Source organism: Brevibacillus formosus, assembly GCF_003013405.1.
In the GTDB taxonomy this organism is placed as follows: domain Bacteria; phylum Bacillota; class Bacilli; order Brevibacillales; family Brevibacillaceae; genus Brevibacillus; species Brevibacillus formosus.
Genome location: NZ_PXZL01000016.1, coordinates 1 through 25,508, shown reverse-complemented (window position 1 = coordinate 25,508; position 25,508 = coordinate 1). Strand labels below are relative to the sequence as shown.

At 43.2% G+C, this 25,508-nt stretch carries 24 protein-coding genes and 7 tRNA genes; 6 read left to right on the top strand and 25 right to left on the bottom strand.

All coding sequences use genetic code 11. The features are described 5' to 3' along the window. Nucleotides 1-304: 304 nt before the first annotated feature. The 6 genes from C7R91_RS16580 to C7R91_RS16555 all read right to left on the bottom strand — a co-directional run bounded on the left by C7R91_RS16580 (nt 305) and on the right by C7R91_RS16555 (nt 6,251). On the bottom strand, nt 305-1,306 hold the full coding sequence (locus C7R91_RS16580) for an NADP-dependent oxidoreductase (protein WP_047074886.1): 1,002 nt from the start codon (nt 1,304-1,306) through the stop codon (nt 305-307). A gap of 89 nt (nt 1,307-1,395) precedes the next feature. After that, nucleotides 1,396-1,728: an ArsR/SmtB family transcription factor gene (locus C7R91_RS16575; protein WP_047074884.1), complete on the bottom strand. Its 333-nt coding sequence runs from the start codon at nt 1,726-1,728 to the stop codon at nt 1,396-1,398. Nucleotides 1,729-2,030: 302 nt separating this feature from the next. Continuing rightward, complete coding sequence (locus tag C7R91_RS16570) at nt 2,031-3,251, bottom strand: IS110 family RNA-guided transposase (protein ID WP_047074881.1); 1,221 nt, start codon at nt 3,249-3,251, stop codon at nt 2,031-2,033. 406 nt (nt 3,252-3,657) lie between these two features. Then, on the bottom strand, nt 3,658-4,536 hold the full coding sequence (locus tag C7R91_RS16565) for a PhzF family phenazine biosynthesis protein (RefSeq protein ID WP_047074880.1): 879 nt from the start codon (nt 4,534-4,536) through the stop codon (nt 3,658-3,660). A 70-nt stretch (nt 4,537-4,606) separates the two neighbouring features. Then, nucleotides 4,607-5,569, bottom strand: a complete 963-nt coding sequence (locus C7R91_RS16560) for a hypothetical protein (protein ID WP_047074878.1) — start codon at nt 5,567-5,569, stop codon at nt 4,607-4,609. A gap of 169 nt (nt 5,570-5,738) precedes the next feature. Beyond that, the gene (locus tag C7R91_RS16555; protein WP_047074876.1) at nt 5,739-6,251 is read right to left on the bottom strand and encodes a GNAT family N-acetyltransferase; all 513 of its coding nucleotides are present in this window, start codon (nt 6,249-6,251) and stop codon (nt 5,739-5,741) included. Between the two features lie 347 nt (nt 6,252-6,598). Between C7R91_RS16555 and C7R91_RS16550 the strand changes: the two genes are divergently transcribed. The 4 genes from C7R91_RS16550 to C7R91_RS16535 all read left to right on the top strand — a co-directional run bounded on the left by C7R91_RS16550 (nt 6,599) and on the right by C7R91_RS16535 (nt 10,223). After that, entirely contained in the window at nt 6,599-7,264 is a 666-nt protein-coding gene (locus C7R91_RS16550) for a hypothetical protein (RefSeq protein WP_236697995.1), read from the top strand. Between the two features lie 21 nt (nt 7,265-7,285). Beyond that, the gene (locus tag C7R91_RS16545) at nt 7,286-8,275 is read left to right on the top strand and encodes a hypothetical protein (RefSeq protein ID WP_047074872.1); all 990 of its coding nucleotides are present in this window, start codon (nt 7,286-7,288) and stop codon (nt 8,273-8,275) included. A 509-nt stretch (nt 8,276-8,784) separates the two neighbouring features. Further along, nucleotides 8,785-9,603 (top strand): hypothetical protein, encoded by an 819-nt coding sequence (locus tag C7R91_RS16540; RefSeq protein WP_236697994.1) that lies wholly within the window; start codon nt 8,785-8,787, stop codon nt 9,601-9,603. An 83-nt stretch (nt 9,604-9,686) separates the two neighbouring features. Next, complete coding sequence (locus tag C7R91_RS16535; RefSeq protein WP_047074870.1) at nt 9,687-10,223, top strand: hypothetical protein; 537 nt, start codon at nt 9,687-9,689, stop codon at nt 10,221-10,223. A 170-nt stretch (nt 10,224-10,393) separates the two neighbouring features. Here C7R91_RS16535 and C7R91_RS16530 read toward each other — a convergent pair whose 3' ends face one another. The 5 genes from C7R91_RS16530 to C7R91_RS16510 form a co-directional block, all read right to left on the bottom strand. Further along, entirely contained in the window at nt 10,394-10,840 is a 447-nt protein-coding gene (locus tag C7R91_RS16530; RefSeq protein WP_047074868.1) for a GNAT family N-acetyltransferase, read from the bottom strand. Nucleotides 10,841-10,951: 111 nt separating this feature from the next. Beyond that, a complete protein-coding gene (locus tag C7R91_RS16525; RefSeq protein ID WP_047074866.1) occupies nt 10,952-11,740 on the bottom strand; it encodes a hypothetical protein in 789 nt (262 codons plus the stop codon). Then, the gene (locus C7R91_RS16520; protein ID WP_052773451.1) at nt 11,737-12,339 is read right to left on the bottom strand and encodes a GNAT family N-acetyltransferase; all 603 of its coding nucleotides are present in this window, start codon (nt 12,337-12,339) and stop codon (nt 11,737-11,739) included. Before C7R91_RS16520 ends, C7R91_RS16525 begins: the two co-directional genes overlap by 4 nt. A 145-nt stretch (nt 12,340-12,484) precedes the next feature. After that, nucleotides 12,485-13,087: a DUF5710 domain-containing protein gene (locus C7R91_RS16515; RefSeq protein WP_047074865.1), complete on the bottom strand. Its 603-nt coding sequence runs from the start codon at nt 13,085-13,087 to the stop codon at nt 12,485-12,487. Nucleotides 13,088-13,424: 337 nt separating this feature from the next. Further along, nucleotides 13,425-14,366 carry a hypothetical protein gene (locus C7R91_RS16510; RefSeq protein ID WP_047074863.1) on the bottom strand — a complete coding sequence of 314 codons (942 nt, stop codon included), beginning with the start codon at nt 14,364-14,366 and terminating at the stop codon, nt 13,425-13,427. A 549-nt stretch (nt 14,367-14,915) separates the two neighbouring features. Here C7R91_RS16510 and C7R91_RS16505 point away from each other — a divergent pair. Beyond that, nucleotides 14,916-15,698, top strand: a complete 783-nt coding sequence (locus C7R91_RS16505; RefSeq protein ID WP_047074861.1) for a hypothetical protein — start codon at nt 14,916-14,918, stop codon at nt 15,696-15,698. A 496-nt stretch (nt 15,699-16,194) separates the two neighbouring features. On the opposite strand, the gene glmS is transcribed toward C7R91_RS16505, so the two are convergent. The 6 genes from glmS to sigW form a co-directional block, all read right to left on the bottom strand. After that, nucleotides 16,195-18,027 (bottom strand): glutamine--fructose-6-phosphate transaminase (isomerizing), encoded by a 1,833-nt coding sequence (glmS, locus tag C7R91_RS16495; protein WP_047074857.1) that lies wholly within the window; start codon nt 18,025-18,027, stop codon nt 16,195-16,197. Nucleotides 18,028-18,511: 484 nt separating this feature from the next. Next, a complete protein-coding gene (glmM, locus tag C7R91_RS16490; protein ID WP_047074855.1) occupies nt 18,512-19,858 on the bottom strand; it encodes a phosphoglucosamine mutase in 1,347 nt (448 codons plus the stop codon). A gap of 43 nt (nt 19,859-19,901) precedes the next feature. Beyond that, nucleotides 19,902-21,149, bottom strand: a complete 1,248-nt coding sequence (locus C7R91_RS16485; RefSeq protein ID WP_047074853.1) for a CdaR family protein — start codon at nt 21,147-21,149, stop codon at nt 19,902-19,904. Continuing rightward, the gene (gene cdaA / locus C7R91_RS16480) at nt 21,142-21,966 is read right to left on the bottom strand and encodes a diadenylate cyclase CdaA (protein ID WP_007725283.1); all 825 of its coding nucleotides are present in this window, start codon (nt 21,964-21,966) and stop codon (nt 21,142-21,144) included. The genes C7R91_RS16485 and cdaA overlap by 8 nt, the downstream gene beginning before the upstream one ends. Before the next feature lie 105 nt (nt 21,967-22,071). Next, nucleotides 22,072-22,695 carry a zf-HC2 domain-containing protein gene (locus tag C7R91_RS16475; protein WP_047074852.1) on the bottom strand — a complete coding sequence of 208 codons (624 nt, stop codon included), beginning with the start codon at nt 22,693-22,695 and terminating at the stop codon, nt 22,072-22,074. A 17-nt stretch (nt 22,696-22,712) separates the two neighbouring features. Further along, nucleotides 22,713-23,276: an RNA polymerase sigma factor SigW gene (sigW, locus tag C7R91_RS16470; protein ID WP_016742677.1), complete on the bottom strand. Its 564-nt coding sequence runs from the start codon at nt 23,274-23,276 to the stop codon at nt 22,713-22,715. A 170-nt stretch (nt 23,277-23,446) separates the two neighbouring features. Between sigW and C7R91_RS16465 the strand changes: the two genes are divergently transcribed. Continuing rightward, a complete protein-coding gene (locus C7R91_RS16465) occupies nt 23,447-23,605 on the top strand; it encodes an aspartyl-phosphate phosphatase Spo0E family protein (RefSeq protein ID WP_047074850.1) in 159 nt (52 codons plus the stop codon). A gap of 93 nt (nt 23,606-23,698) precedes the next feature. Here C7R91_RS16465 and rocF read toward each other — a convergent pair whose 3' ends face one another. The 8 genes from rocF to C7R91_RS16425 all read right to left on the bottom strand — a co-directional run bounded on the left by rocF (nt 23,699) and on the right by C7R91_RS16425 (nt 25,375). After that, complete coding sequence (gene rocF / locus C7R91_RS16460; RefSeq protein WP_047074888.1) at nt 23,699-24,595, bottom strand: arginase; 897 nt, start codon at nt 24,593-24,595, stop codon at nt 23,699-23,701. A 172-nt stretch (nt 24,596-24,767) separates the two neighbouring features. Beyond that, a tRNA-Gly gene (locus tag C7R91_RS16455) sits at nt 24,768-24,841 on the bottom strand. 9 nt (nt 24,842-24,850) lie between these two features. Further along, nucleotides 24,851-24,927 (bottom strand) — tRNA-Pro (locus C7R91_RS16450). 5 nt (nt 24,928-24,932) lie between these two features. Then, a tRNA-Arg gene (locus C7R91_RS16445) sits at nt 24,933-25,009 on the bottom strand. 20 nt (nt 25,010-25,029) lie between these two features. Then, nucleotides 25,030-25,105, bottom strand: a tRNA-Lys gene (locus tag C7R91_RS16440). A gap of 6 nt (nt 25,106-25,111) precedes the next feature. After that, nucleotides 25,112-25,186, bottom strand: a tRNA-Gln gene (locus C7R91_RS16435). A gap of 20 nt (nt 25,187-25,206) precedes the next feature. Further along, nucleotides 25,207-25,291: transfer RNA gene (locus C7R91_RS16430), tRNA-Tyr, on the bottom strand. An 8-nt stretch (nt 25,292-25,299) separates the two neighbouring features. Then, nucleotides 25,300-25,375, bottom strand: a tRNA-Val gene (locus C7R91_RS16425). Between the last annotated feature and the right edge of the window lie 133 nt (nt 25,376-25,508).

Sequence of the window (25,508 nt, the reverse complement as noted above, 5' to 3'; positions counted from 1 at the left end):
GAAATGGGGTCTTGACCATTGGTACACTGGGGCTTTCTGTTGTTCTTAAGTTAAGTGACTGACTTAATTATCTAGTAACGACAAACATTTTTATCACTTAACAGGACTTTGTTTGAAGAAAATAAAGTATTAGACTAGGGTCGCTGAATTGCCATGGTTTTTGAGTTGACGAATCGTCAGCAATACAAAAATAAGTTTTAGACTGATCTATTAAAAGAAGCAGCGGCGGACCCAAACTCAAAAAATAAAGTATTAGACTGCTTCTGTTGTCATTCACGGATATCGGTTGAATTTATTTCTGAAATTACTTTATTCTAATGACCACCTTTCCTTTTGCCCTTCCGCTTTCTAGGTAATTAAATGCTTGACCGGCATCTTTCAAATGATACACCTTATCAATAATCGGCTTTATGAGACCTCCTTCAATAAATTCCTTTAAAACCCTCAATTGTTCTCCGCTCGGTTTCATGAATAGGAAGTGATACCTCGTTTTGCTCTTCTTCTCCAGGGCCTTGATCTTACGGCTCGCAATGGATAAAATTGTAGTTTTCATCCAACCCAATTTCGCCTCTTTTCCAAATCTGCCGTTTGGCATGCCGGAGATGGATACGATTTGTCCGCCTGGTTTCAGTATGCGGAATGATTTCTCCAAGGCTTCTCCACCTAAAGTATCAAAAACAGCATCATATCCGCTAAGCATTTCTTCAAAATTTTCTTTTTTATAATTAATAATTAGATCTGCCCCCAATGATTTGACCAATTCATAGCCTTTTTCGCTTGCTGTTGTGGCAACAAAAGCACCCAACAACTTGGCTAGTTGGATGGCGAAGGTTCCTACGCCTCCCGAACCTGCGTGAATCAAAATTTTTTGGCCTTTTTGAAGGTTTAATATTTCAACAAAAGCTTGGTAAGTCGTAAGTCCAATCAGCGGTATCGATGCTGCTTCTTCAAAGGTTAGATTCTTCGGCTTCTGCCAAACGTCTTCCTCATGAACAGCAATAAATTCGGCTAATGTTCCGATTCGGTTTTTGCGGGGTCTCCCGTAAACTTCATCTCCGGGTTTAAAAGTATTCACCCGAGCACCAACTTTGACTACAACACCAGAGAAATCATTCCCTAAGATTAGAGGAAACCTGTAATTCAATAGGAATTTCATTTTCCCTTCCTTAATCTTAAAATCAATAGGATTTAAGCTGGCTGCATGAATTTCCACTAGAACATCATGTTCTCCGATAGTAGGCAATGGTTGTTCGGACATCACTAATGGAACATTTTCCCCGTATTTCTCAATGATCATAGCCTTCATTTCAAAGCACTCCCTTTTATGATTATTAGTTTAAACGAATGAACCAATAGTGCATAGTAAGATACTCCCTAAAGTATTCCCTTCACGTCTTAGGGGTAATCATTTGACCAATTGCATGCGTATTCAACAGATGTAATTAATGATTTGAGTTGTTCAAGCGGTTTACGGACAGTTAATACATAATAGTTCTCTACGCCCTTTTTTTCGGATTTAATGTAACCAGACTGTTTCAGCACCTTTAAATGATGGGATACAGCCGGTCTAGACAAATTCATATGGCCTGATATTGTATTAACATTAAGTCCTAATTTGTTCTGCGCCAACAACATAATAATCGCTTGGCGGTTTTCATCCGTCAGCACTTCCAACAATGGGATACAATCTTTAAATTGTTGCAGAACATGCTCGGTTTGTTGGCTCATTCATTCCACCTCTTTGGTTCATTCGTTCAATCTCTTGAACGTAATTATAGCTATTTTTATAACAAAATCAAGCTAAAGGACGGGGGTTTCAACATTTCAAATTTTGACTGCTGCCCATAAGCTTAAAAAAGTAGCGTCAGTCTAATACTTTATTTTTCAGTCTACAACTATATTTTTCAGTCTATCCTGAAAATATTGTTCGAAAGAACAACCGAAAAAGACAATAGGGTATCGGCCCTGAAACCATAGTAAAATGGCTAGGGCTACCGAAAGAAGTGCCTATTGAAAATGAGTTATGGATATTAGGAGGCTGTTGAATCAATCGAAACTGTTACACCCAAAGATTCTAGTTTTCTTATTGATTGTTTTATGATTGTGTTGCGTTTTCGTTCCTCATAATAGGTCGGACCTAGTTCGATATAGGGCTGTTTCCGTTTGAGAATATAGTAGACCATGGACAATATACTGTGAGCTACAGCAATGGCAGCTCGATTCGATCCCCGGCGTGCCGCAATACGATGGTACTGGCTGGATAAATACGTTTCTTTCGTTCTGGCAGCAGCTCTCGCTGCTTCCACAAGTGTGCTGCGTAACTTTTTGTTTCCTTTACGAGTTTTTCCCGATAGGCGTTTCCCGGCGCTTTCGTTCTGACCTGGGCATAACCCTGCCCATGAGCACAAGTGAGCAGCAGAGGGAAACTGGTCCATATTCACGCCAATTTCAGCTGCAATTGTTTCTGCAGTCCGTCTGGCCACGCCGGGGATCGTGTCGAGCAGAGTCAGGTCATTCTCAAAAGGGAGCATGCGCCTCTTTATTTCTTTATCTAGCCTGCCAATCTCTTCGTCCAAATAGTCGATGTGCCGAAGTTGGGCACTAAGCATTAACTTCTGGTGATTACCTACTAACCCGTTTAGAGCGCGTTTTAAAGCCTCTTTTTTGCTTTTGAGCTTCCGTTTCGCCAGTTCCGACAAGTTATCGGGATTCGTCTCGCCCGAGATCAGCGCCTCAATCATTGCGCGTCCTGATTTCCCAAGCACGTTGCTGACGACGGTCGAAAGTTTAATGTTGGCGCCTTCCAACACCTTTTGAATGCGGCTGACTTCTCGGGCTCGCTCCTCAATGAGGCTCCGGCGGTACCGAATCAATTCCCTAAGTTCACGCTGCTCTCGTTTCGGGATGAAGCTGCCTTTCAAAAGACCGTGCCGTAACAAACCGGCAATCCATTCCGCATCCTTCACGTCGGTCTTACGACCGGGCACGTTCTTAATATGCTGGGCGTTCACTACAAGTGTTTCGATCCCTTCAAGCTCCAGTAAGTTGTAGATGGGTTTCCAGTAAGCACCTGTACTTTCCATTGCGACGTGAGTGCATCCTGCCCCCTTGATCCAATCCATAAGCAGGATTAGATCGTCGGTCATTGTTTCAAAGGTTCGGATTTCCTTCCCTTTGGGTGTCATGATGCAGGCAACGACGTTCTTTTTGTGAACGTCAAGCCCGCACACATGGCTGTAAACGACGTCCATTCAAAAAAACTCCCTTACGGCATCCAAGATTGAAGGGCTGGTGCAACAACCACCAAATGGTTATTCTATCCTGCGTGCTTCCAAATTGGAGCAACAATCTGTGGTGCACCTGGTCGTTGGGGTCTGTCTAAAACACGGGCTCGAAGCACCATTGACTGCCGACCTCCCTTCGCCAGCCGTAAGTTAATTATATCGACGTAATCCATTTTCATCATCTGATGGTGCCGCGTAAGCGGCATGTGGGTCTAATACTTTATTTTCACCGAACAGGAAACGACAGATTGGATGAAGAAATGTTAACCCGTCTGCTCACGCAAGCATCCTCCGCTATCTAGCCTCGCCAGTAGCAGAATAAGCCCGTTGCCCCGTAAGGTACAGTAGCTGCAAACAGCCTGTTTGATTTCACTTATATCGTGATATGTCTTCGTTCAATGCCAACCACTGCACCGCCAACCCGAACCTGGTTGATTTCACCGCTCTCGCTCAGGCGCAATCCTACCTTAATTTCAGAAGGACAATCCATCGAATACCCTTGCCTGAACATGACGTGCTCCACTTCCCGCAAAGATAGTTGGCCATGTTGGTACAAATAGCTGAGCAGGGCACCGTTGGATGTTCCTGTCGCGCTCTCCTCGGGAATATCGTACAGCGGCGCAAAATTCCGACATTCCGCAGCAGCATCGTCTGGAGTATCCATCGTGAACAGATGATATCCAACCACATCATATTTTTCGCTGATGGCGGTTATGGCGTCAAAATTTGGCTGAACTTCATTCAAGAGCTTCCTGCTGCGGATCGGGATCAAAATGTCCCGCAGCCCCGTCGAAACAATCTGGATGGGCAACCCGGTTTCCAGATCCTCGGCATCCATCCCCAAAGATGGGGCGATTTCCTGACAGGATATCCTTTGAAGAAATTGTGGTAAGGCTTGTGACAAATAAACAATACCCTCAGAGCTAATATCGACATCCAAAATCCCTGCCTTGGTTTCTATCTTATAGGAGGTCCCTTCCTTAGCCAAACCCAGCGAATGCATTAGTCCAAATGCAGCAATCGTGGCATGTCCGCACAGATCAACTTCGCTGGCGGGGGTGAAATAGCGGATTTTGTAATCCGCAAGCAGGGATTTTTCCATAAAGGCCGTCTCCGAAAAGCCCAATTCCTTCGCTATAAGCTGCATTTCGGCAGCATACAGCGAAAGGCCACCCTCCAAGACAACGCCTGCTGGATTACCGCCACGCTCCCCTTTCGCAAACGCATTTAACGTATACACTTCCACATTCATGTTCCGCTCGTCCTCTCCTTATCTTCAAAAACCAATGTATTTCAAAACAGCGAAAAGCAACGATCTCGAACTAATCAAGTAAAGTAAAATGTAAATTAACCAATATCTCTCGTAAATTGATGGACTCATGTTCGGCAAAAGCCTTAAGGTCTTGTAATAACTGCCACTGAACACTTGCCGGTTGAATGTAAATATGAGGTGGAAACTCTTCACTATCAATTGATCCAAAGCCATGCTTATCCAATATAACCATTTGATTTATGACTTGAGGAATTGTCATGCTCAATGAATTTTCTACCTCTTGGCATGAAACGCGCATCATATAGTCACGATAAGCTGGCCCTGCGAGTTCTACTAAAGCGGCGAAGAATTTACGCGAAGGCAGGTTTAATTTAGCTAACGAATTATAAAACTCTGTGATTTCGTTAAGTGATTCTTGATACTGTTCAGGTGTCAATTCTCCCCAGTTAAGTACCTGCATAAAACGCGCACATGTATTTGGTTGTGCCCCGCCACCCGTATTAAGAGTAAACGATTGACTTTGGACGTTTGTCTTAGGTATCGGGTGACTTACTAGATTTAAGTGGCGATGGCGTAAGTCTTGGAACCTATCGTCAAGCAGTTTTGAGATTGCCGAATTGGTATAGTATTCAAATGCGATTCCATTTGCAGAACAGAGTTCTTTACATTCATTAATCTCGTCAGGATGAGGATCAAAACGTAGAAAAGCTATACATAAAGCTCCGTTCGCCTCGCCCTTTTCTAATAGTTTTTCCACACTCTTAATGATGTCTTCCTTCACTTTTCCCTTCCCAGAATCACCAGTGGCTTGGATGTATACATATGACCCATCTTTACGTTCACACCAGGCATCAGGTGTACCTTTACGAGTCTGAAAGGTTCCTTCCACAATTCCATTATGTGAAACAGGGCCCCAATCCTTGTATAATCTAGGTAGAAGGTCCACTGCAAGGCGTTGAATCTGCCCTGCATTTAAACTTTTTAAAAGAATCTCTGTATGATTGGCAGTCATTTCATTAACTCCCCCATTAGTATGTATCGAAATTAAATCGGAATGGCAGCTTCGTTTTTATGGAAGATCCCTCACAGCAAATGAAACAGCGGCGACCGAAGACCTGAAAATAAAGTCTTAGACTCGCCGATGTTTTATTCAGCTATCGTTATCCGATAGTTGAAGACTGTTAGTTCCACTCTTCCTTCAAAATAGCGTAGTAATATTCATCCCACCATTCATTTTCATGGGGAATACATTTCTTGAAATAACCTTCTCGTCTCATTCCAATCTTCTCCATAACCCGATATGATGGAAAATTCTCTGGCTGACAAGTTGCAATTATTCGATGTAAATTCAGTTTCTCGAATCCATATTTCAATATGGCTAATGCTGCTTCAGAAGCGTAACCTTGATTGTGAAAGCTGGGATTGAACACCCACCCAATTTCATATGTATGCTCACCAAAATATTTATGAAAAACAATATGACCTATAAGCTTTCCATTATCCTTTAATACAACAGGGAAATTTTGGGCTTGTTCGCCGATGTTTTTCTTTATAAATTCTTTGACTGTCTCTTTGTTATAAACCCCTTCAGGTATATATTTCATAACACTTATGTTCGCAGTATATTCAAGAACTGTTGACCAATCCTCTAATTCAAAACTTCGGATTATCAATCTATCCGTAGTTACATACATTGCTTTCCCTCCAACCTTCATTTTGAGTCTAATGTTTTGGAGCTGGGGATCTGACTTTGGTCGTCGCTGCAAAATTAACTAAAATCATAATTTTTTCACTATCATCTATCCTTATTTGAACATAATTGGTGAAGGATGGTCAATTAAGGTATGATAGGATAAAGCTCGAAATTGACCCAAATTTTAGTTAGTATTTTAAACTTCTGATTGTAGATTTTAAACTAATTTCCATGGATGTGATTACATTGACTAAGCATTCCCACATGCGTCCATTCGCGAACTTAATTTCATTAAATGAGTTGGTCAATCTAGTCATGGCACACGTCTTCACCATAAAAAGGAAATGGATGGCCAAAGATATCTATGAGATCTCCAGGGCGTTAGAAGTATTTCCAATGAGCGAAAACCCAACATATGTTTATCGAATCATGAAGAATCTTGCTCAGAAAGAAATTCTACTCATGGAATCTACCTGGTCAACGACCGAAAGGCCCACTCTATACTATTCGGTAACAGGAAAGGGTACCATTCACTTTTATAGTGGTGAGCAAGCTGTAATTAAAACGATGCCCACTAGAATACGACAGCTTCGTCATTTCCTAAATGATCTCGAGAAGAAATTGAGTGAATCTCAAAGCACTCCCTCCCCGCTTTCAGAGGATCAGAACGATTTTATCATTGGAGTAGCAGACTACTATGACTGGCTTCTTCTACGAGCAGCCCTAGATGGTAAATCACCGCATACCTATAAAGATTTAGGGGAAGATTTCGGGAAACCAGTGAACTTGTCCTACTTGTATAAATTACATGACGATTTGGAACAAATTGGGTATATTAGTGATGACTGGATAACTATCAAAGGTAAAGAAAAACTGGTCAATTTAGAAGGTGCACTATTTGCGGAAGTTCTGAAGGCGAAGGAGCGGATCACAAGGCTTGAAAAAACCGAGTCTTTAGTTAAGGGATGGATTAAAGAGAAAGGCATCACAGTAAACCCTAAAACGGGTCATTAGTAGTGTTAAGAGAGGTGCTTTATGGGGTATTCGAAGTTAAATGAGCTAATTCGAGATGAGGTTATTAGTCGTTTGCTTCCGGAACAAAAAGACTTCATAGATAATCAAATGCGGCGTGGCAAGCGAACTCAATGGTTAAACATTATGGCAGAAATGAAGGGAATATCTCTAATCGATAGTGATGATTATGACACCATTGTCAGTAAGGTTGGAGGTTGGGTCCTTAGCAATTACGAGGATCGAGGTGTCCGAGATCAAAAATGTGAATGTGGGCGACCGATCCGCCATGTGTACCATGTCACAAATCTAGATACGCGAGATGAGCTCATCCTGGGTAGTAAGTGCATTCAAGACTACACAAACTTAGATGCAGCTACCGTAGGACGCATTAAACGTGGTATGGAGAGCATCGATTTAGAACGTGATGAAATACTGCGTAAAATCGAAGATGGATGGCGTCTACCATTCTTTGTACCAGATGATCTAGAGTTGCCCGCAGATATCCGAGAACACCTTTCAGTAGGCTTACCTCTGCTTGATCGACAAGTAGCTAGGTTAAATGTCCTTTTACAGAACTACACGCGGCAGCGTCCTTCAAGAGCTTCTGAGGAAAAATCGCGTACAGAGGATTATCAAGTCGACCTGTTTACTACCTTTTTTGACGAACCCACTTCTGTATCAGACGAGATCCTCACTAAATCTAATAGGGAGCGCGTTCCTAGTAGATCGATGAGTGAGCAAATGGAGAATCAAATCCCCCTTACATGGATTAATGCGATAGAACGTTGCCTCAAGTCATTGACACAAACATCACAAAAGTCAGTAACTGCACTAGATGTGGCGAACATAGTCGCAAGTGAATTAGGTTTGCAACACGATCGTTACCTTACTGGTAAGCCTCGTACATATTACCTAGTTGCACTTTATTTAGATGAAAAAACATATACCGGGAATCTCGAGTTAGTATCCGCTAGCCATGATAACCGACTATATTCTTTGAAGAATCACTAATGAAGAAACAAAGGCCAGGTTGAATTCTTGGCCTTTTTGGTGTATTTCCAAGTTATTTAGAACTGTATGATCGGACTCTGAAAAATTACTAATATGACTTGTTGAAATTATTATATTAATATAATCGTTATCATTTTTATAAATTTTATTATTAATATTCATGTCAGGTATTTTCCCTTTGTTCTTCGCATATTCTTATATACATGTCACAATTTTGTTGTCTATTCGATATCCGAATAAAATTATTCGAAAGGTAACTATTGGGTCGAATCCTGTATTGCCCTTGAACTACGTCACTTGTTACCCTATCTATGTTTCCAATTTGTTGTACCTATTTCCTTCGTTACCAGTGGTAGATAACTACTAAAATTATATTTCATAACCTATTTTGGTACTTTTATCCTATTTTAAATATTTATACATTTTTTGACAACATTTGCGCTTATTTTCTGATAAAACTAGTATTGTGAGATGTCATTCATTGACAAATAAAAAAGTGGAGGTATTTTATGAAGAAAAATTTATCTTCTATAATTACTTGTGCTGTCTTGCTAACATCAGTCTTTATTGCACCGATAGCTGATGCAGCTAAAGCGGATTTCTCGGGTTTGAGTAGTAAAGATTTAGCCAATAAAGTTCTTTCTTTAAGCAGTAAACAAGTAAAATCAGAACAAAAATCTTTGGAGTCAGCTATTGCTAAGCTTTCAGACAAAGAATTTGATTCATTTATTCACAATTTGGTAATGGCTAACAAAGGCGATGATAAAGAACTAAAAGACAAACTAAAACCAATTGGAGTAGAATTAGAGACAAAGAAAAATGATAGGATCGGGCCTACAGCAATTGAAGCAGGTGACTTGAATTTCTCAGTTTCAAGCGCGAAGCGAACAGGAGAATCTTTCTATCGGCTTATCGCTTCCTGGGACCCTGATATATCGGAAGTGTACCCCGCAACTTATGATTTGGTATCTATTGAATGGGACCCTAAAGTAGGACAGTATTACTCCTCTAACGTAGGAAGTACAAGTTATACAACAGCTAGAGATGGAAGTAAACGTTTAGAAGGAGTTTACCTGTTTAATGTACACGATTATAAATTGGGCTTTGGTTCATATGCAGCTGTCTATGTAACTAAAAAGACTAACTCTACGTTAGAGTATGGTTCTAAATATGTGCACACGTATGATACTGTATCATGGAGCGGTAATTTCCAGGCTAATTTTACTTGGGAAAAACTAGGCCCAACCGGTGGTGCGTCGTTTTCACTTTCTCCAAGCATGACAGAGAAAAGTTGGCAAGTCTGGGACGATGGTGCCCTGGAGTGGTAGTATTGTAATATGAAAATTTTAAAAAAGCATTCGGTAATCCGAATGCTTTTTTTATCTTACGAAAGAAAGGAAGAAAATACCTCATGAAGAGATTACTCTCCTTAATATTGGGTTCATCCCTCTTTTTGGCTTCTTGCAGCATAACATCATCGGAGCCTACGCATAATCAATTCCAAATTACTTTGACTGATGTATTCAAACATCAACATACCTCCTCGGTCTATCAGTTTGAACTTATTACGAAAGAACTCTCCAATGTAAAAGACAAAGAGAGGTTGGCATATCTATCAGGAATGATTGATAGCTATTTGATTTCTAATCCCCTTTTCCTCCCATCCATTATCTTTAACAATGGAGAAACAAAACAGATTATTGCCGATGAACAATTACAATCCGAAATCGTAACGTTGTACCAGAATAAAAAAGAATATCTTAAAAAGATACAGTCATTAATAAATGAGAATAACCTATTGGAGATCCAAGGTAAACAAGATGAACTCAAGAAACTAAGTGAACTTATGGGAAAAATAAATGATGATAGGCTTTTCAGTAACGATAAGCCTAAATTGGATTCATTGAAGAAAGACCTTGAAAATGTGATTAAGGAATTCTCAAACTAAAACTGGCACAAGCGGCTCGCCGTGGCCTCGGCGAGCCGTCGCACTGTCGGGCATGAGCTCAATCGGACGGCGTGCCCGGATACCATACGCCGAACCACTGTTCAGCGCCGTAGTCCTCGAACCGCTCCAACTCGGTGAACCCCAGCTTCGCCGCGACGCGCATCGCGGCCTCATTGGCGGTCTGGGTGGAGAGCACCACCGGGCTCGCCGGGATGCGCGTCGGCGAACCAGTCGAGCGCCGCTGCGCACGCCTCGGTGGCGTACCCGCGTCCCCACGCCTGCGGCAGGAACATGTAGCCGAGCTCGTGTTCCCCGCCCTCTGGACGGATGTGACCCTTACGCTCCGGGCCCCGCCGATCGAGCGTGATCATGCCGATCGTTGTTCCGTTGAGATCGACCACGAAGAAGCCGAAGCGCTGCCCGGGTACCTCGGGCAGCGCTTGCTCGAGCTCTTCACGCGGTCGGGAGCCGCCGACGTAGGTGCCCACCTCTGGTGAGGCGAACAGGTCGATCAGCGCCACACGGTCCCGGGCCTCGGACTTACGGAGCTCGAGCCGCTCGGTCTTGATTGGGGCAGGTGGCCAGGCGACGGGGTGCACTATAATCTCTTCCGACATGTTGTAATCTCCCTTCTCTGTTTAATTCTATTTGCCATGTCTTACAACATATGTAATGGCTTGCACTCTAATTCGTAGCTCTTACTATCGAGTAGGCGTACGAGGGACGGTCTATTTGATGATTTCGAGCTTATCCCCCAGCAGGATTTGCAACTTCGGAAGAACGTCATCTTTGAAAAGCTCAGGCCACTTAGCGGACATGTAAAGTACCATGCCGTCATGTTCATCTCCATGTTCTTCGGTATAGTCGAGTAAGTAGCAGTAATCTTCGACCCGCGCATTCCGATTCACGATCACGCAGGCAAACATCCAACTTGTTAGCTCGAATGACTGTAGGATTTCTTCTTTCGTGTTAGCGCGATACCATAATTGGTTTTTCAAATTGACTGGGCGTTCAAAAGGGTACAGCCAGGTGGAACTAGTGGTTTCGACCAAACGATTTTTGACAAAAGTTTGCGTTGCCTCATCACGATCCTCTAGCATGTAGAACGAATTCATTTCGTGTACAGCGGTGCCAATCTTCCGTAGAAGTTCATCATCCAACTCATCTAATGGGACTTCTCTAAAACGGGCTAACATTTGATCCATCAAGGCCTCATTAGCTCTCAGATCACTCCCAGGCGCATAATGATGAAGCAGTATTTCCTTCACCCTTAGGCAAATAGTCTGATTTGGGTCATAGATCATATCGGCGTGGAAAAAGTGCACGGAATCTTTAATTAGATTCTCCCTATGCGGATCGAATTCTCTGTCCCAGTTCGTATATGAGAAAAGAATATCCTGCCACGGTGCACGAAAAGCCAGAATGACCTCTGCCATTGTATCAAACACGCTTGGACCAAATCCTAATTCGTAACCTTGCTCCAGTCGAAAAGGAGAAGTGTTCATCAGTAACTTCAAATTTTATCCTCCCTAATGTAGTCCGCATTTTTCCAAATGATAGTGCCATGTTTAATTTCATGATTTATCTCACAACTAAATCCAAACTTCTTATAAAAATGCGTTAATCGTTCGATATGGTCCCAATCAACTTGGGAAATCCATCCGGTAATGCATTGTACATTCAATTCGTTACCGAGCTGCATAATGGCATTCATTAGGATTGTTCCATACCCTTTGTTAACTTGATCTCCCTCAATGCGAATGTCCGCAATTCGCAAATGCTTTTGTTCTGTATCAAATACTAGATAAGTATTAGGATCAGGAACCATCACTCCATCATTGGAGATTACCTTCATCCCGAGATTAATATCTACTTCGTCCCACCCGTCACCAAAGAACATTCTATATATCATTATCCTCTCGCAAATTTTATTCTGAGCAATGTGAATTACCTTATGGCCATCTTTTTCTAGTTCAGTTTTTTGCCACTGGACTTCATATTCTACATTGTCTCTTTTCTGCAAAGGGAGAGGTTCATATTTTCTATTTAATATGGAGAATGGATCAAAATTAAAAAGGCTTGCAAGTGTCTTATCAATTGAGTTCTTATTTTTCACTATTTGCTCACCTACTCAATCTACATTTTATATAATCATTAACATTAACCGTATCATTTATAAATTTATTAACCTCATTATTAATATCAATGTAAGGTTTAAATGCTTTTATATCAATGACTAAGCGTTAATGCACCTAATAAAATCAATCAAAGATTGTCCCGATTGAAAATGAGGTAGCATAAGCAGAAAAAGGTATATTGAATTGTTGCATTTTTATTTGGTCCATTTCTTCATCTGACATCGGGAAAAAGGCATTCCCGGGCTCACTATGCAAATAGAAATCACCTTGTTTTGAATTACAATGCTCACAATGGTTTAAGTAGTATGAATGAGAAGCTGTTTTGCTGAAGTTAACAACATATCGAGTGGTAATTCTCTGGATCACTTCAAGAACCCTCTCAGATAAAACAGTGATATTGCTTGGCATTGTAGAGTAATCTTGGCGTACCCAACGTTCAACACTTTCTCCATGCTCTTCTAACAATTCAAAGCCCTCTGGTAAGCAAAATGAAAATACTCTTGTCTTCTTCCTACACTTCCAACACGCTTGAACGGATTCGGCTATTTCAAAGCTATTTGCACGAACATTAAAGCTCTGAACTTTAGTAGGGAACCATTTCTGAAATGGTTCGAGGTCTATCTCATCTGAAACATACCACACTTTTTTCTCAAGATCCCATTTAGCTCCAAGACTCTTTGCATAGTCTTTCTCCGAAAAAGGGACGCGCAAATCGTATCTATTCAAACCAATTCACCACCCAAGCTTTTGATTCTGATATTGTTCGAGAAAAATAAAGTCTTAGACTGTACTTGTTGATTTGAGGCGGTTTTCATCATCATAATTCAATTGCATTCGAAAAATAAGTTGTAGACTAGAACACTTTTCCGGAGAGTCTAAAAACATTATTTTTACTTGAAAATCTTATGAAATTAGTATTTTCGGCATTCAATCTACAGCATTATTTTACCGAGTCTAATACAACGGTTTGTGGAGTAAGGATTTCCCCTGTCTCGTGGTCAACATTCTGCTCTACATCTCACCCACCTCCATGAAAAAAAGCACCGCTCTGGTGCTTTTTTTCTTAGTTTGATGTGTCGATCTCTAGTATTTCGAAGGTACCTGAATTACTTCCAACGAACACTTTGTTATCGGCTACTCTAACCGATCTTTTACCAAAACCACTCGTAGTGAACTTTAAACCCATTTTAGAAACAACTTTAATGTTGTTATTGTTTTCTATTTTGATTAATGATGTACTGCTACCGCCTTCATCCAGAACTACAGCATAGTTATCAGCAACAGCCTCAACAGTTGTCCAAATTTTTGAAGTTGTACTATCAATTAGACCTTCTTTAATAAATTTCCCTTCTTTATCAAAAAGTAAGTATCGCCCACCTGTACCAACTGCTAAAATCTTATCATTAGAAAGTCTGGTAACATCTTTGATTGTGTAAGATTTCTCACCACCAGAGGAAATTAATTTTCCGTTTTCAAGTTCTTCTACATCATAGATTGAATTCAAACCATTACCATGTACCCACGTACCAGACCGAATAATACTTAACGAAGAATTCATTATGGTATAGTAACCAGTTTGCTGAACCATAACAATGTTCCCATTTTTAAGTTGCGTAACTCCCGTTATATATTCGGCTCTAGCTAACTGACCTCTTGTAATTTCATCGCCAGATGATGTTGCAAGTATCCACTTACCGACATTCCCTACTAATAAAATATTTCCATCTTCCAAAGTTTTCATATCATGTATTGACATGGCCGGTTGTGTATACATTGCAGTTGTATATGCTTGTCCAGTATTTGCGTCTAATATTACATATCTTCCATCTGTTCCTGCTGCGATAATGTTTCCATTTGCGGTTATTTCAGCACAATTGATGCTCTTGTTGACATGCTCCCATTTTCCACCTGCTACCGAGGTTATTGTAGCCGCACTAGCTTCAAACGGAATAGATAATAAAAAAGCACATACGAGGAATTTTGCTACATTTTTTTTAAAGTTCATCTCATTCTCCCCCTTTATATTCTTTTAATAATAACCATTTTATGGATTATATCACCTAATTACAACCTTTTTGTATTTTATTGGTAACAAATTAAAGTTCCACTTAACTCATTTACATACAAACCATTGACACAGTAGTTTATTACAGACAGGTGTAGCCCATGAGCACTTATAACAGTCATGTTTTTTGTCCAGTTTCGGTACTGGTTCCTTGATCTTCCTCATGGTCTTCTCTCCATAGAAAAAGCCACCCGTTTAACTGGATAGATCCCATTTCACAATGTTTACTTTCCTAACTTTCATTACATAATCCTCTACTAACCTTATTAACTTCTTGATCATCTTCAAATGTAACCTTCTCATACTAGGTCAAATGAATTGTTCTTTTTCGCTCCATCTTTCTTGATTGTAGCTTTCTAGTAGCGCTTGTAACGATCATAAGTCCCATTGAAGTTCATCATCAAAATCATCATTTAAAAAACATTTACATAGTTTCCTAAAATTGGTAATCTTGCAATTGTAAAATAAATTCACTAGGAGGGTTATCTAATGAAAAATGTTAAAAAAACATTATTATCTTTAATTGCATTAGCTACGTTAGCAATACCGTCCATGGCGTATGCAGATGGATATCATGCAAGAAGTGTAACCTATGGGAATTACCAAGCTATTAATGGATTTTTAAAGATTCCTTCCTCATATGCTGGCAACGAAAAACCATCGATAGAAGCTTACCCAGAGATGTTTTTTGGAATGTATAACAAAGAGAATAAGGGATTTGATATAGGTTTAGCTTATGGTCTAAATGGAAAGAGAGAATGGAGATTAGTTTTTTGGAGTTCTCCGGAAGCTTATGCAAATCAATGGGCATCAAGTGATCATGCGGTGCCCAAAGTAAAACCAAATGATGAATTACAAGTGCAGGCAACTGTCTTGAAGAAGAATAATGAATATTACGCACAAGCAGATGTATACAAAAATGGCTCTTGGATTGATGGCTTTGAAGTACCGATTAACGCTGATTGGGCAGCAGATTTCTTAGCTAACGGTGGAAATTTTAACCGCGAATTAAATATAGCTGCTAATTCCTCGTTTGACATTTATACCAAAAGTGGAGCTTACTTCAATAATGCACAATGGGGGAAAACATGGCTTATTAAAGATATAAACAACTCAGATAGTTGGACTGGATGGACTACCGATATATCCCAAAATTACGAGCAAGGTCCTGATGAGGGAGGAAGCGACCTAAAAGGTTCCAAAGTATTCACAACACAAACAGTTAAAGACGGGTTTATTATTGACATTGTTTCAATGAACTTTAGAAAGTAAGTATTCAATCTTTAGGTGTTAAAAGATTTGGCTACTTTATTTTCATTAACACCTATCTGATTGATAGAATCCGCAAGGGGGTTACGACAAGAGCATAGAAAAACAAAAAGTGACCCCTCTAGGCCACTTTTTGTTTGTTTCATTTTATCTGTTATGCGTATTGTATCCTTGCCATTCATAAGCATTGCCCAAAATTTCAAGAGGGACTTTATAGTCATTCATGTTGTGACCACGCAACTGAGATTTCTCATAGACCGGATACCCATTATCTACTTCAAGCTTTTAAACCTCGGAAGGAAGAGACTCTGTAATTTCCTCGTTGGAGCCTGGTGTTCGATGAAAATAATGTATTAGACCCACATGCCGCTTACGCGGCATGTGGGTCTAATACATTATTTTCTCAGTCTACAACATTATTTTCACAGTCTAATACTTTATTTTCTGAGTCTAAAACATTATTTTCATCGAACAGACTTGTTCTTATTCCCTTCAACCCTTACTCAACCGTCACACTCTTCGCCAAGTTCCGTGGTTTATCCACGTCAAGGCCGCGAGCGACAGAAGCGTAGTAGGCAAGCAATTGCAATGGAATGACGGTCAGAATCGGTGTAAGCATTGGCAGAGTAGCTGGCATGTAAATGACCTCATCCACACTCTTCGCCAGGTCGTGGTTGCCTTCAGTCGCAAAGCCCAGTACATGAGCGCCGCGAGCTTTTACTTCCACGATATTGCTTACCGTTTTTTCGTAGATGTCTGGTTGCGTAGCCAAAGCTACAACTGGAACATTATCTTCAATCAGCGCAAGAGTACCGTGCTTCAGCTCACCAGCTGGATACGCCTCGGAGTGAATGTAGGAGATTTCCTTCAGCTTCAGAGAGCCTTCCAGCGATACCGCATAATCGAGGCTGCGGCCGATGAAGAACAGGCTGCTTACCTCTTTTGTGCCCTCTGCAAAACGACGAATTTGATCATCGTCCTTCAGCATGGAAGCGATTTTGCCAGGAATCTCGCTCAGGTGCTCAACCACTTCAGCAACCTCAGCAGCCGCCATGGTGCCTTTTACTTGAGCCAAATACAGGCTGAACAAGTAAAGGGCTACGACTTGGGAGGTGTATGCTTTTGTGGATGCTACCGCTACTTCCGGACCAGCCCACGTAAAGATCACTTCGTCAGCTTCACGAGCCACAGAGCTGCCTACCACGTTGGTGATAGCCAACACCTTCACGTTGCTCTTTTTCGCCTCACGCAGTGCAGCCAGCGTGTCCGCTGTCTCACCAGATTGGCTGATGACGATCATCAGTGTCTTGTCTGTGTAGATCGGATCACGGTAACGGAACTCGGAAGCGACTGCTACCTCTACAGGTACGCGAGTCCATTTTTCGATAACATCCTTACCGACGAGACCTGCGTGCATGGAAGTACCGCATGCCACGATGTAGATGCGATCGTATGTCGCCAATTCCGCATCGCTCATTTTCAGCTCAGGCAAAATCACTCGCTTGTTGCTCTCGTCAATGCGGGCACCCATGGTATCGCGAACAGCTTGAGGCTGCTCATGCATTTCCTTGAGCATGAAGGAATCATATCCGCCTTTTTCAGCTTGTACCAGATCCCACTCGACATGGAACAGTTCCCGCTCGATTTTTTCACCGGTCTCTGCGTTCATCAGTTCCACACCATCGCGAGTCAAGACAGCCATTTCGCCTTCGTTCAAAATGTACACGTCACGTGTATGCTCCAAAATAGCCGGGATATCCGAACCGATAAAGCTCTCGCCTTGACCCACACCAACTACCAGTGGGCTAGCCAAACGAATCGCTACCAGCTTATCTGGCTCGTGCTGCGTCATGATTCCCAATGCATAGGCACCACGCATGCGTTGAACAGCACGACGCGCTGTAGAAACGATATCGCCATCGTACATGTCGGCGAGCAAGTGAGCGATAACCTCGGTATCTGTCTCAGAAGTGAACGTGTAGCCTTTTGCCAGCAGTTCTTCTTTCAATGGCAGGAAGTTTTCAATAATCCCGTTGTGAACGACTGCAAAAGCTGCTTTCTCGTCTGTATGTGGGTGGGAGTTCTCGTCAGACGGTTTTCCGTGTGTCGCCCAACGTGTATGCCCAATTCCCATAGAACCAGTCAATGGCTTCGACTCCAAACGACCTTCCAGAACAGCCAGACGTCCCTGAGCTTTTGAGTACTCCAAGCCGTTTTCGTTCACGACAGCAACCCCTGCTGAATCATAGCCGCGATATTCCAGCTTGCGAAGTCCTCCGATTACGATGTCTTGCGCTTGTTTATTTCCAATATATCCAACGATTCCGCACATAAGTGTATGGTCCCCTTCCAAATTGGCGAGGGACATTCCACCCGAACAATGGTACGGGGGTGAGTCCCCCGCCATTCCATGTTTTTTATAGGTTCATTTTGTTTCATTTATTTCGGCAATGGCAAAAAACGTATCACACGCAAGGTTTTGTCCATCAGATCACCCTGATGTTTTGTCCCTGCGCTCTGCGGCAGTGATACTGCTGCCGGGAGGTATCCGCCGAATCCTTCGATAAACCTCCACCTCGTCCACTAAGGCTCCATGTCGGGCAGCCTCAGTGCTGGCGCTTTCCAATGGTATGCATTTGGTTTATGATCCTTGTTCTTTTTTACACAACCCCTCCTATTTTTTTCTTTCTTGGTGCTAGCGCACATGAACACTGTACCACAGATTTTGGAGAGCGACAATATCTTGTCGTCGTATTGTAGTTGTATGCAAAAGAGAGCGGCATCGAAACCGCTCCCTACAACTTTTTACACTAATTTTACACCAATTGTTGTTTGACTACGTCAACGATCCGATTCACGAGCCCTTCCAACTGTGCCGCATCTGGACCTTCTGCCATGACACGTACGATTGGCTCTGTTCCGGACGGACGAACCAGAACGCGACCGTTGCCAGCCAAATCTTCTTCTACTTCACGAATCGCCTGCGCAATGGCTTCATTGCCATTCAGCTTTGACTTGTCCTCTACACGGACATTGATCAGGAGCTGCGGATACTTGACCATCACTTGTTTGAGCTCGGACAATGGCTTGCCAGACTCCTTGATGATGTTCAAGAGCTGCAGACCTGTTAACAGACCGTCTCCTGTCGTATTGTAGTCCAGGAAAACGATATGGCCGGACTGTTCACCACCGAGATTGTAGCCGCCGCGCAGCATCTCTTCTACCACATAGCGATCCCCTACAGCAGTCTTCGTCGTATTGATGGAGCACTCTTCCATTCCTTTGAAGAAGCCCATGTTGGCCATTACGGTCGTGACAACTGTATTGTTATTGAGCCTTCCTTTAGCCTTGAGCGCTCGTGCACAGATCGCCATAATATAGTCGCCGTCGATGATTTCACCATTATTATCCACTGCAATGCAACGATCTGCGTCCCCATCAAAGGAAAGACCCAGGTCAGCTTTATGCTTCAATACTTCTTCTACTAGACGTTCTGGATGCGTTGAACCGCACTGGTCATTGATGTTGATTCCATTCGGATTCGCACCAATCGTGATCACTTCCGCGTCCACATCCGCAAACAGACGAGCTGCCAATGATGAGACAGCACCATTTGCACAGTCCAAGACTACCTTCAGACCGTCAAATCGCTCAGATACGGTGCTCTTCAAGTGAGAGAGGTACTTTTGTCCACCCTCCAGGAATTCCAGAACCGTCCCGATTTGTTCGCCTGTTGGTCGAGGCATCGTATCCTCTGCCGCGTCCAAATACTGCTCTACTTCAGCTTCCACTTCGTCGGACAGTTTAAAACCGTTGCTGCCGAAGAACTTGATTCCGTTATCCGGAAACGGATTGTGAGAAGCGGAGATCATAACACCCGCATCTGCACCAAGTGCACGTGTGAGATACGCTACCCCCGAGGTGGAGATAACACCCAATCTGACTACTTCTGCTCCAACCGATAACAGTCCAGCCAAAAGTGCGTTTTCCAGCATTTGTCCGGAAATGCGCGTATCGCGCCCAATCACCACTTTTGGTTTCCCTTCCTGCTTGTGTCTGGTGAGAACGTAACCACCAACGCGTCCGATTTTAAATGCCAGTTCGGGTGTCAGTTGTGTATTTGCTACACCGCGTACACCGTCTGTTCCGAAATACTTCCCCATGATTGTCCCTCATTTCCTTCCTTGTGCACACAACAGCTTATGTCTACCTTTGCTTGTTCGTGATTTGAATTGTGACCTTTTTAGGTGCGCTCGCAGAAGTCTTGATATACTCCGACTGATTGAAGATGTAATTCAATGGTACTTCGTATACACCCGCCGGCATATTGCTTACATCTGCTACGACCTGCAAGTCTTCATGCCTCAACTGATTCAGCACTACTGGAGCGCCGATCACGTCGAAGTCGATTGTAGACATCTCCTGGCCATCGGTGGATAGTACCTTTGCTTCCATGCTTTCTGATAGCCCGCTAATGCGAATCGGAATTTTATCCAAACGCTTGGTCGTTGATGGAACGACTTTCAGCGATACGGTCAAATACTCCGGCTCTACCTTCACGATATTATCCATTAACGGTATCTTTAGCTCTATATCTCGATCTGATGTAATGTTGCCGAGATCGATTTCCGGCCCTGGGTATGTGTTGGATTTGATGCCATCAATGACTTCCTTCGGCCCATATACCGTGACCTCTTCCACATTCATACCCATACTAGCCAAACTATAGCCATTCGGCAATTCATTCGTCAAGTTTAATTTGATTGGTACTTTAGCAAACGGGCTCGTTACGGGAATGTTCACTTCTACCGTAAGCGGCACCACATCGGCCCCCTGAATGACGTTGCCAGACTTGTCCACGACTTTGAGCGGAACCGTTGTTTTGATTGCGGAAGTAGCCCCTTCCAGGTCAACCGAAGCCTTAACTGCTGCTACCTTATTTACTTGGCTTTCTGGCACCCTTACAAGCGCTCTAAACGGCTTCACAATAGGCTCTCCAGCCGTGTAACCAAGGGCGACCTGTCCCAATTTCTCCACGGAAACTTCACGCTCAACGGTCTTCTTCTCTTCCAAGGTAATTTCCACGATATTCGGGATGATTCCTACCTTGACTTCATCCGGGAATCCCTTGTACTGAACAGGTACACGATGTGTTCCTTTGCCCAAGCTCGTCGCATCGACATACACTTCCCACGAGTCCTCCGGAAAGAAATTGTGTCGATAAAAAGGATTATTGCTTTCCAAGGCGACCTTTACCGTTCGTTGTTGCTTGACCACCTGATAACGGTCCGTATCGTATTTCACATGCAAATTCACACTATCAATAAAAGTTGGCTGACTTGCCTCAGGAGTCGTCGTTTGTTCGGCTTCCAGATTGACAATCATCCACGTCATGATAGCCAAAAGCAACGCAACAGCACGTGCAAACCAGTGACTGTTTAACCATTTATCCATGTTTTCGCCTCCATTGCCAACGACTTCCCATGGATTTGCCTTTGGACAGAGGCTGAAGCTGTTCTGTCAGCATCTCTGCCAGTTGCGCCTCCGTCAGATTACGATTCATTGCTCCATGCGCGGCAAAGGATACCTGACCAGTTTCTTCGGATACGATGATCGCAATGCCATCGGAAACCTCACTTAACCCTATTGCCGCTCGATGACGTGTCCCCAACTCCTTGGAGATGGAATTGTTCTCAGACAGTGGAAGATAACAGGCAGCCGCCATAATCATGTCTTTTCGCATAATGACTGCACCATCATGCAACGGTGTATTCGGGATGAAAATATTAATCAGCAGCTCCGAGCTGACTCGCCCATTAATGCCAATCCCCGTTTCCACGTAGTCATTTAGACCCGTCTCTCTCTCAATGACGATCAGTGCCCCAATGCGACGCTTGGCCATGTACGTAACCGATTTGCCCACCTCTTGAACCAAGCGGCTAACCGCCTCGTCATCCTGCGTGCTGCTTGAACGGGAAAAAAGCTTTCCTCGACCAAGCTGCTCCAGTGCTCGACGCAACTCCGGCTGGAAGATGATGACGACCGCCAAAACCCCGAATGTAAAAGCTTGATTCATCAGCGCGTGCAGTGCCGTCAGCTGGAAGTATTTGCTGAGGAACCATGTGATGACGATGACCATAATCCCCTTCAGCAATTGTACAGCGCGCGTCCCACGAATAAGCATAATAATTTTATAAAACACGTATGTAACGAGTAAAATATCCGTTGCATACCGTAGCAAATCCCCATAATCCATGGATATCGATATCATAACGAAGCCCCCATATCTCGCTCCATCTAATGAAGTCAGTCTATCTCCTGCGGAAAAAGCACGGCTCCACTGCCGTGCTCTGATAGCTGTACTCTCTATTTTCTCTTATGGCAAGATCGGAAGCAAGTCATTTCCAATATTTTTCACCTCATACCAAATCCAATCTACGATTGCTTCGATCGATTCGGTATTTCCTGCGACTTGGGCGGTAGATGCCACGAACACTTTTCCTTCAATGGCCACAACATTTCCTGTTACATGCCCTTGAACATCAATGTTTCCGTTGCGGACAACCAAGTCTCCATTAATATTGGTTCCAGCTGGTACAACCACGACATTGCGTTCACGATCTATTTTTAATTTATCCAAATTAGCAGAGGATACCTGTAGAGTGTCATCCTGATCAAACCAACTGTTGAGTACGCTGCCGGTCATCAAGAAGAGAAATACCGCTGCAGCTGTCAAAAACGGATGATTACGAAGCCATCCTGATAACAGATTCGCCTTCGTCGGCGCAGGCAATTGCGCAAGTACACGAGCTGTAAAATCAGAAGAGACATGAATATGTGAAGCGCTTTGAACAAAAGCGATGGCTCTCTGCAACTCATGCATATGCTGGCGACAACTCACACAAGACTCTATGTGCGTTTGCAATTGCAGATTGGCTAATTCATCAGTGTCCCCATCCAGATATTCGTGGATGAGGCAAATCATATCCCGGCATTCCATCGTGATTTTCTCCTTTCTCACATCAATCGCAACTTGCTGCGTAATGCTTCCCTTCCTCGGTGAATACGCGTCTTGATTGTCGTTATGGGAAGCTTTACGATATCGCTGATCTCCTGCAACGACAAATCCTCGATATAACGCAAGATCATAATCGAGCGATATTTGGGCTGTAAGTGAGACAAAGCATCTTGCACGGTCTCTTGCAGCTCCTGCGTTACGACTTTGTCCTCCGGTGTTCGCTCGTTAGAAGACAGGCGTGAATACCAGTCCAGGCCTTGCCCTGGTTCGGTTTCTTCATCCAATGAAAAGTCAGGTCGTTTTTTCCGGCCACGGTCGATACATAGATTGGTCGCGATCCTGTAGATCCACGTGGAGAACTTATAGCTGTCATCGTATGAATGCAAATTGGCATAGACACGCAAAAATGTTTCTTGCGCGATGTCCTCTGCATCCTGACGGTTTCCCACCATACGATATGCGAGCTGAAATATCTTGTCTTTATAAATCTCGATTAACTCCGCAAAAGCTTCACGGTCTCCGCGTTTTGCCCGCTGAGTCAACCGTTTCTCTACAAAATCCATGCGATCCTCCCCACAATACCGTAATCCTATATACGGATGATACGGCATATGGTTTCATTTTTAATCTTGTGTTTGTGCAGATAATTTGTTGGGAAATAAAGGAATAAGAGTATGGCTTTCCTCTATATATAAATAATGATAGCTCATTTATCTTACAGGTGGAAAGGAGAGTGCAACGATTGTCAAAAAAAGACGTTCTCCTCGAGATTGAAATGCTGCGAAAAGAACTCAACGATCAGTACAAAAAACAAGCCTGCATTACTCCAGAATTAGTTTCGCTAAGTGTACAACTGGACCAACTATTAAATAAACTTCGTCTCCATCCTTAGAATGTACCGCTTTCCCCTATCAATGTAAAGATGCGGTAAAACAAAAAAAGAGGGCCCAGTGCCTCTCTTTTTTCATGATATCCTTCTATTATTCTACAGTAATTTATCACCAAAAACAGAACTCATTAAAGCGACGGCAACGCGAGCTGTCATGTTTTCTCGGTCAAGAATCGGGTTGACCTCTACGAATTCTGCCGAACAAAGAATATCTGCATCTGCCAGCATTTCCAATGAGACATGCCCTTCACGATAGGAGATACCACCTATTACTGGCGTCCCTACTCCCGGAGCATCATGTGGATCAAGCCCATCCAAGTCGAGGCTCAAATGCACGCCATCTGTTTTTTTGGACACATGCGCGATTGCTTCATCCATGACTCGAGCCATACCCAACTTATCAATTTCATGCATGGTGAAAACCTTCATCCCAATACGCTTGATCAATTCACGCTCACCTTGATCCAGATCACGCGCACCGATGATGACCACGTTTTCTGCCTTTACCTTTGGTGTATATCCCCCAATGTTCGTCAGACGCTCATGCCCATACCCCAAGCTCGCTGCCAAAGGCATACCGTGAATATTTCCCGATGGAGAAGTGGCACCTGTATTCAAATCACCATGAGCGTCAAACCAAATGACACCCAGATTTTTTACGTGCTTAGCCACACCCGCTATGGTTCCAAGGGCAATACTGTGATCGCCACCCAATACGAGCGGGAAGCGACCAGCAGTCATGATATCGCTTACAACATTGGCAAGCTTTTCATTGGCTTCCACGACTTCATCCAGGTACTTATGGTTTTCCGTCTCAGTGAAGTGATGAGGGCGCGTTACAAAAATATCTCCTCGGTCTTCAATATTGAAACCCATCTTTTCCAGGCGTGCTACAACACCTGCATAACGGATAGCGCTAGGTCCCATATCAACTCCGCGGCGGTCTGCACCTAGATCCATCGGTACACCAACAATGCTCATGTTTTTGTTCATAAAAGTGCCACCCTTTCCTTCGTTCATTTCATTCTCTACTCCTATATTGTAGCCCCGGAAGGCAAAATGACTCAACTCGACATGATTTTGCATAAATAACCTGTCGGACAAGCTTTGTCAAAAACACAAAAAAACGAGCAACCATTTTGGTTTCTCGTTTCTAGTAAGCATATGGAGCGGGTGATGGGAATCGAACCCACGCGACCAGCTTGGAAGGCTGGAGTTCTACCATTGAACTACACCCGCATAAAAAAATGGTCGGGAAGACAGGATTCGAACCTGCGACCCCTTGGTCCCAAGCCAAGTACTCTACCAAGCTGAGCTACTTCCCGATAAGTGGCGTGCCCTGAGAGATTCGAACTCCCGACCTTTTGATTCGTAGTCAAACGCTCTATCCAGCTGAGCTAAGGGCACTTATTATGATTTTAAAAAACTGGTGAGCCATGAAGGACTCGAACCTTCGACCCTCTGATTAAAAGTCAGATGCTCTACCAACTGAGCTAATGGCTCGCAAAATGGCTGGGGTACTAGGATTTGAACCTAGGAATGACGGAGTCAAAGTCCGTTGCCTTACCGCTTGGCTATACCCCAACAACCCGCAAAATAAAAAATGGTGGGGAGAGACGGATTCGAACCGCCGAACCCGGAGGGAGCAGATTTACAGTCTGCCGTGTTTAGCCACTTCACTATCTCCCCATTTTTTATGGTGGAGGCTGACGGGATCGAACCGCCGACCCTCTGCTTGTAAGGCAGATGCTCTCCCAGCTGAGCTAAGCCTCCAAATCCCTGACAAAGTGACGAGTATGCTTCTTAGCATACTCTGAGAACTTTGCAGGTACCTTAAGCATTGTTAAGGTGTTTTTAGGTGACCCGTAGGGGATTCGAACCCCTGAATGACAGCGTGAAAGGCTGC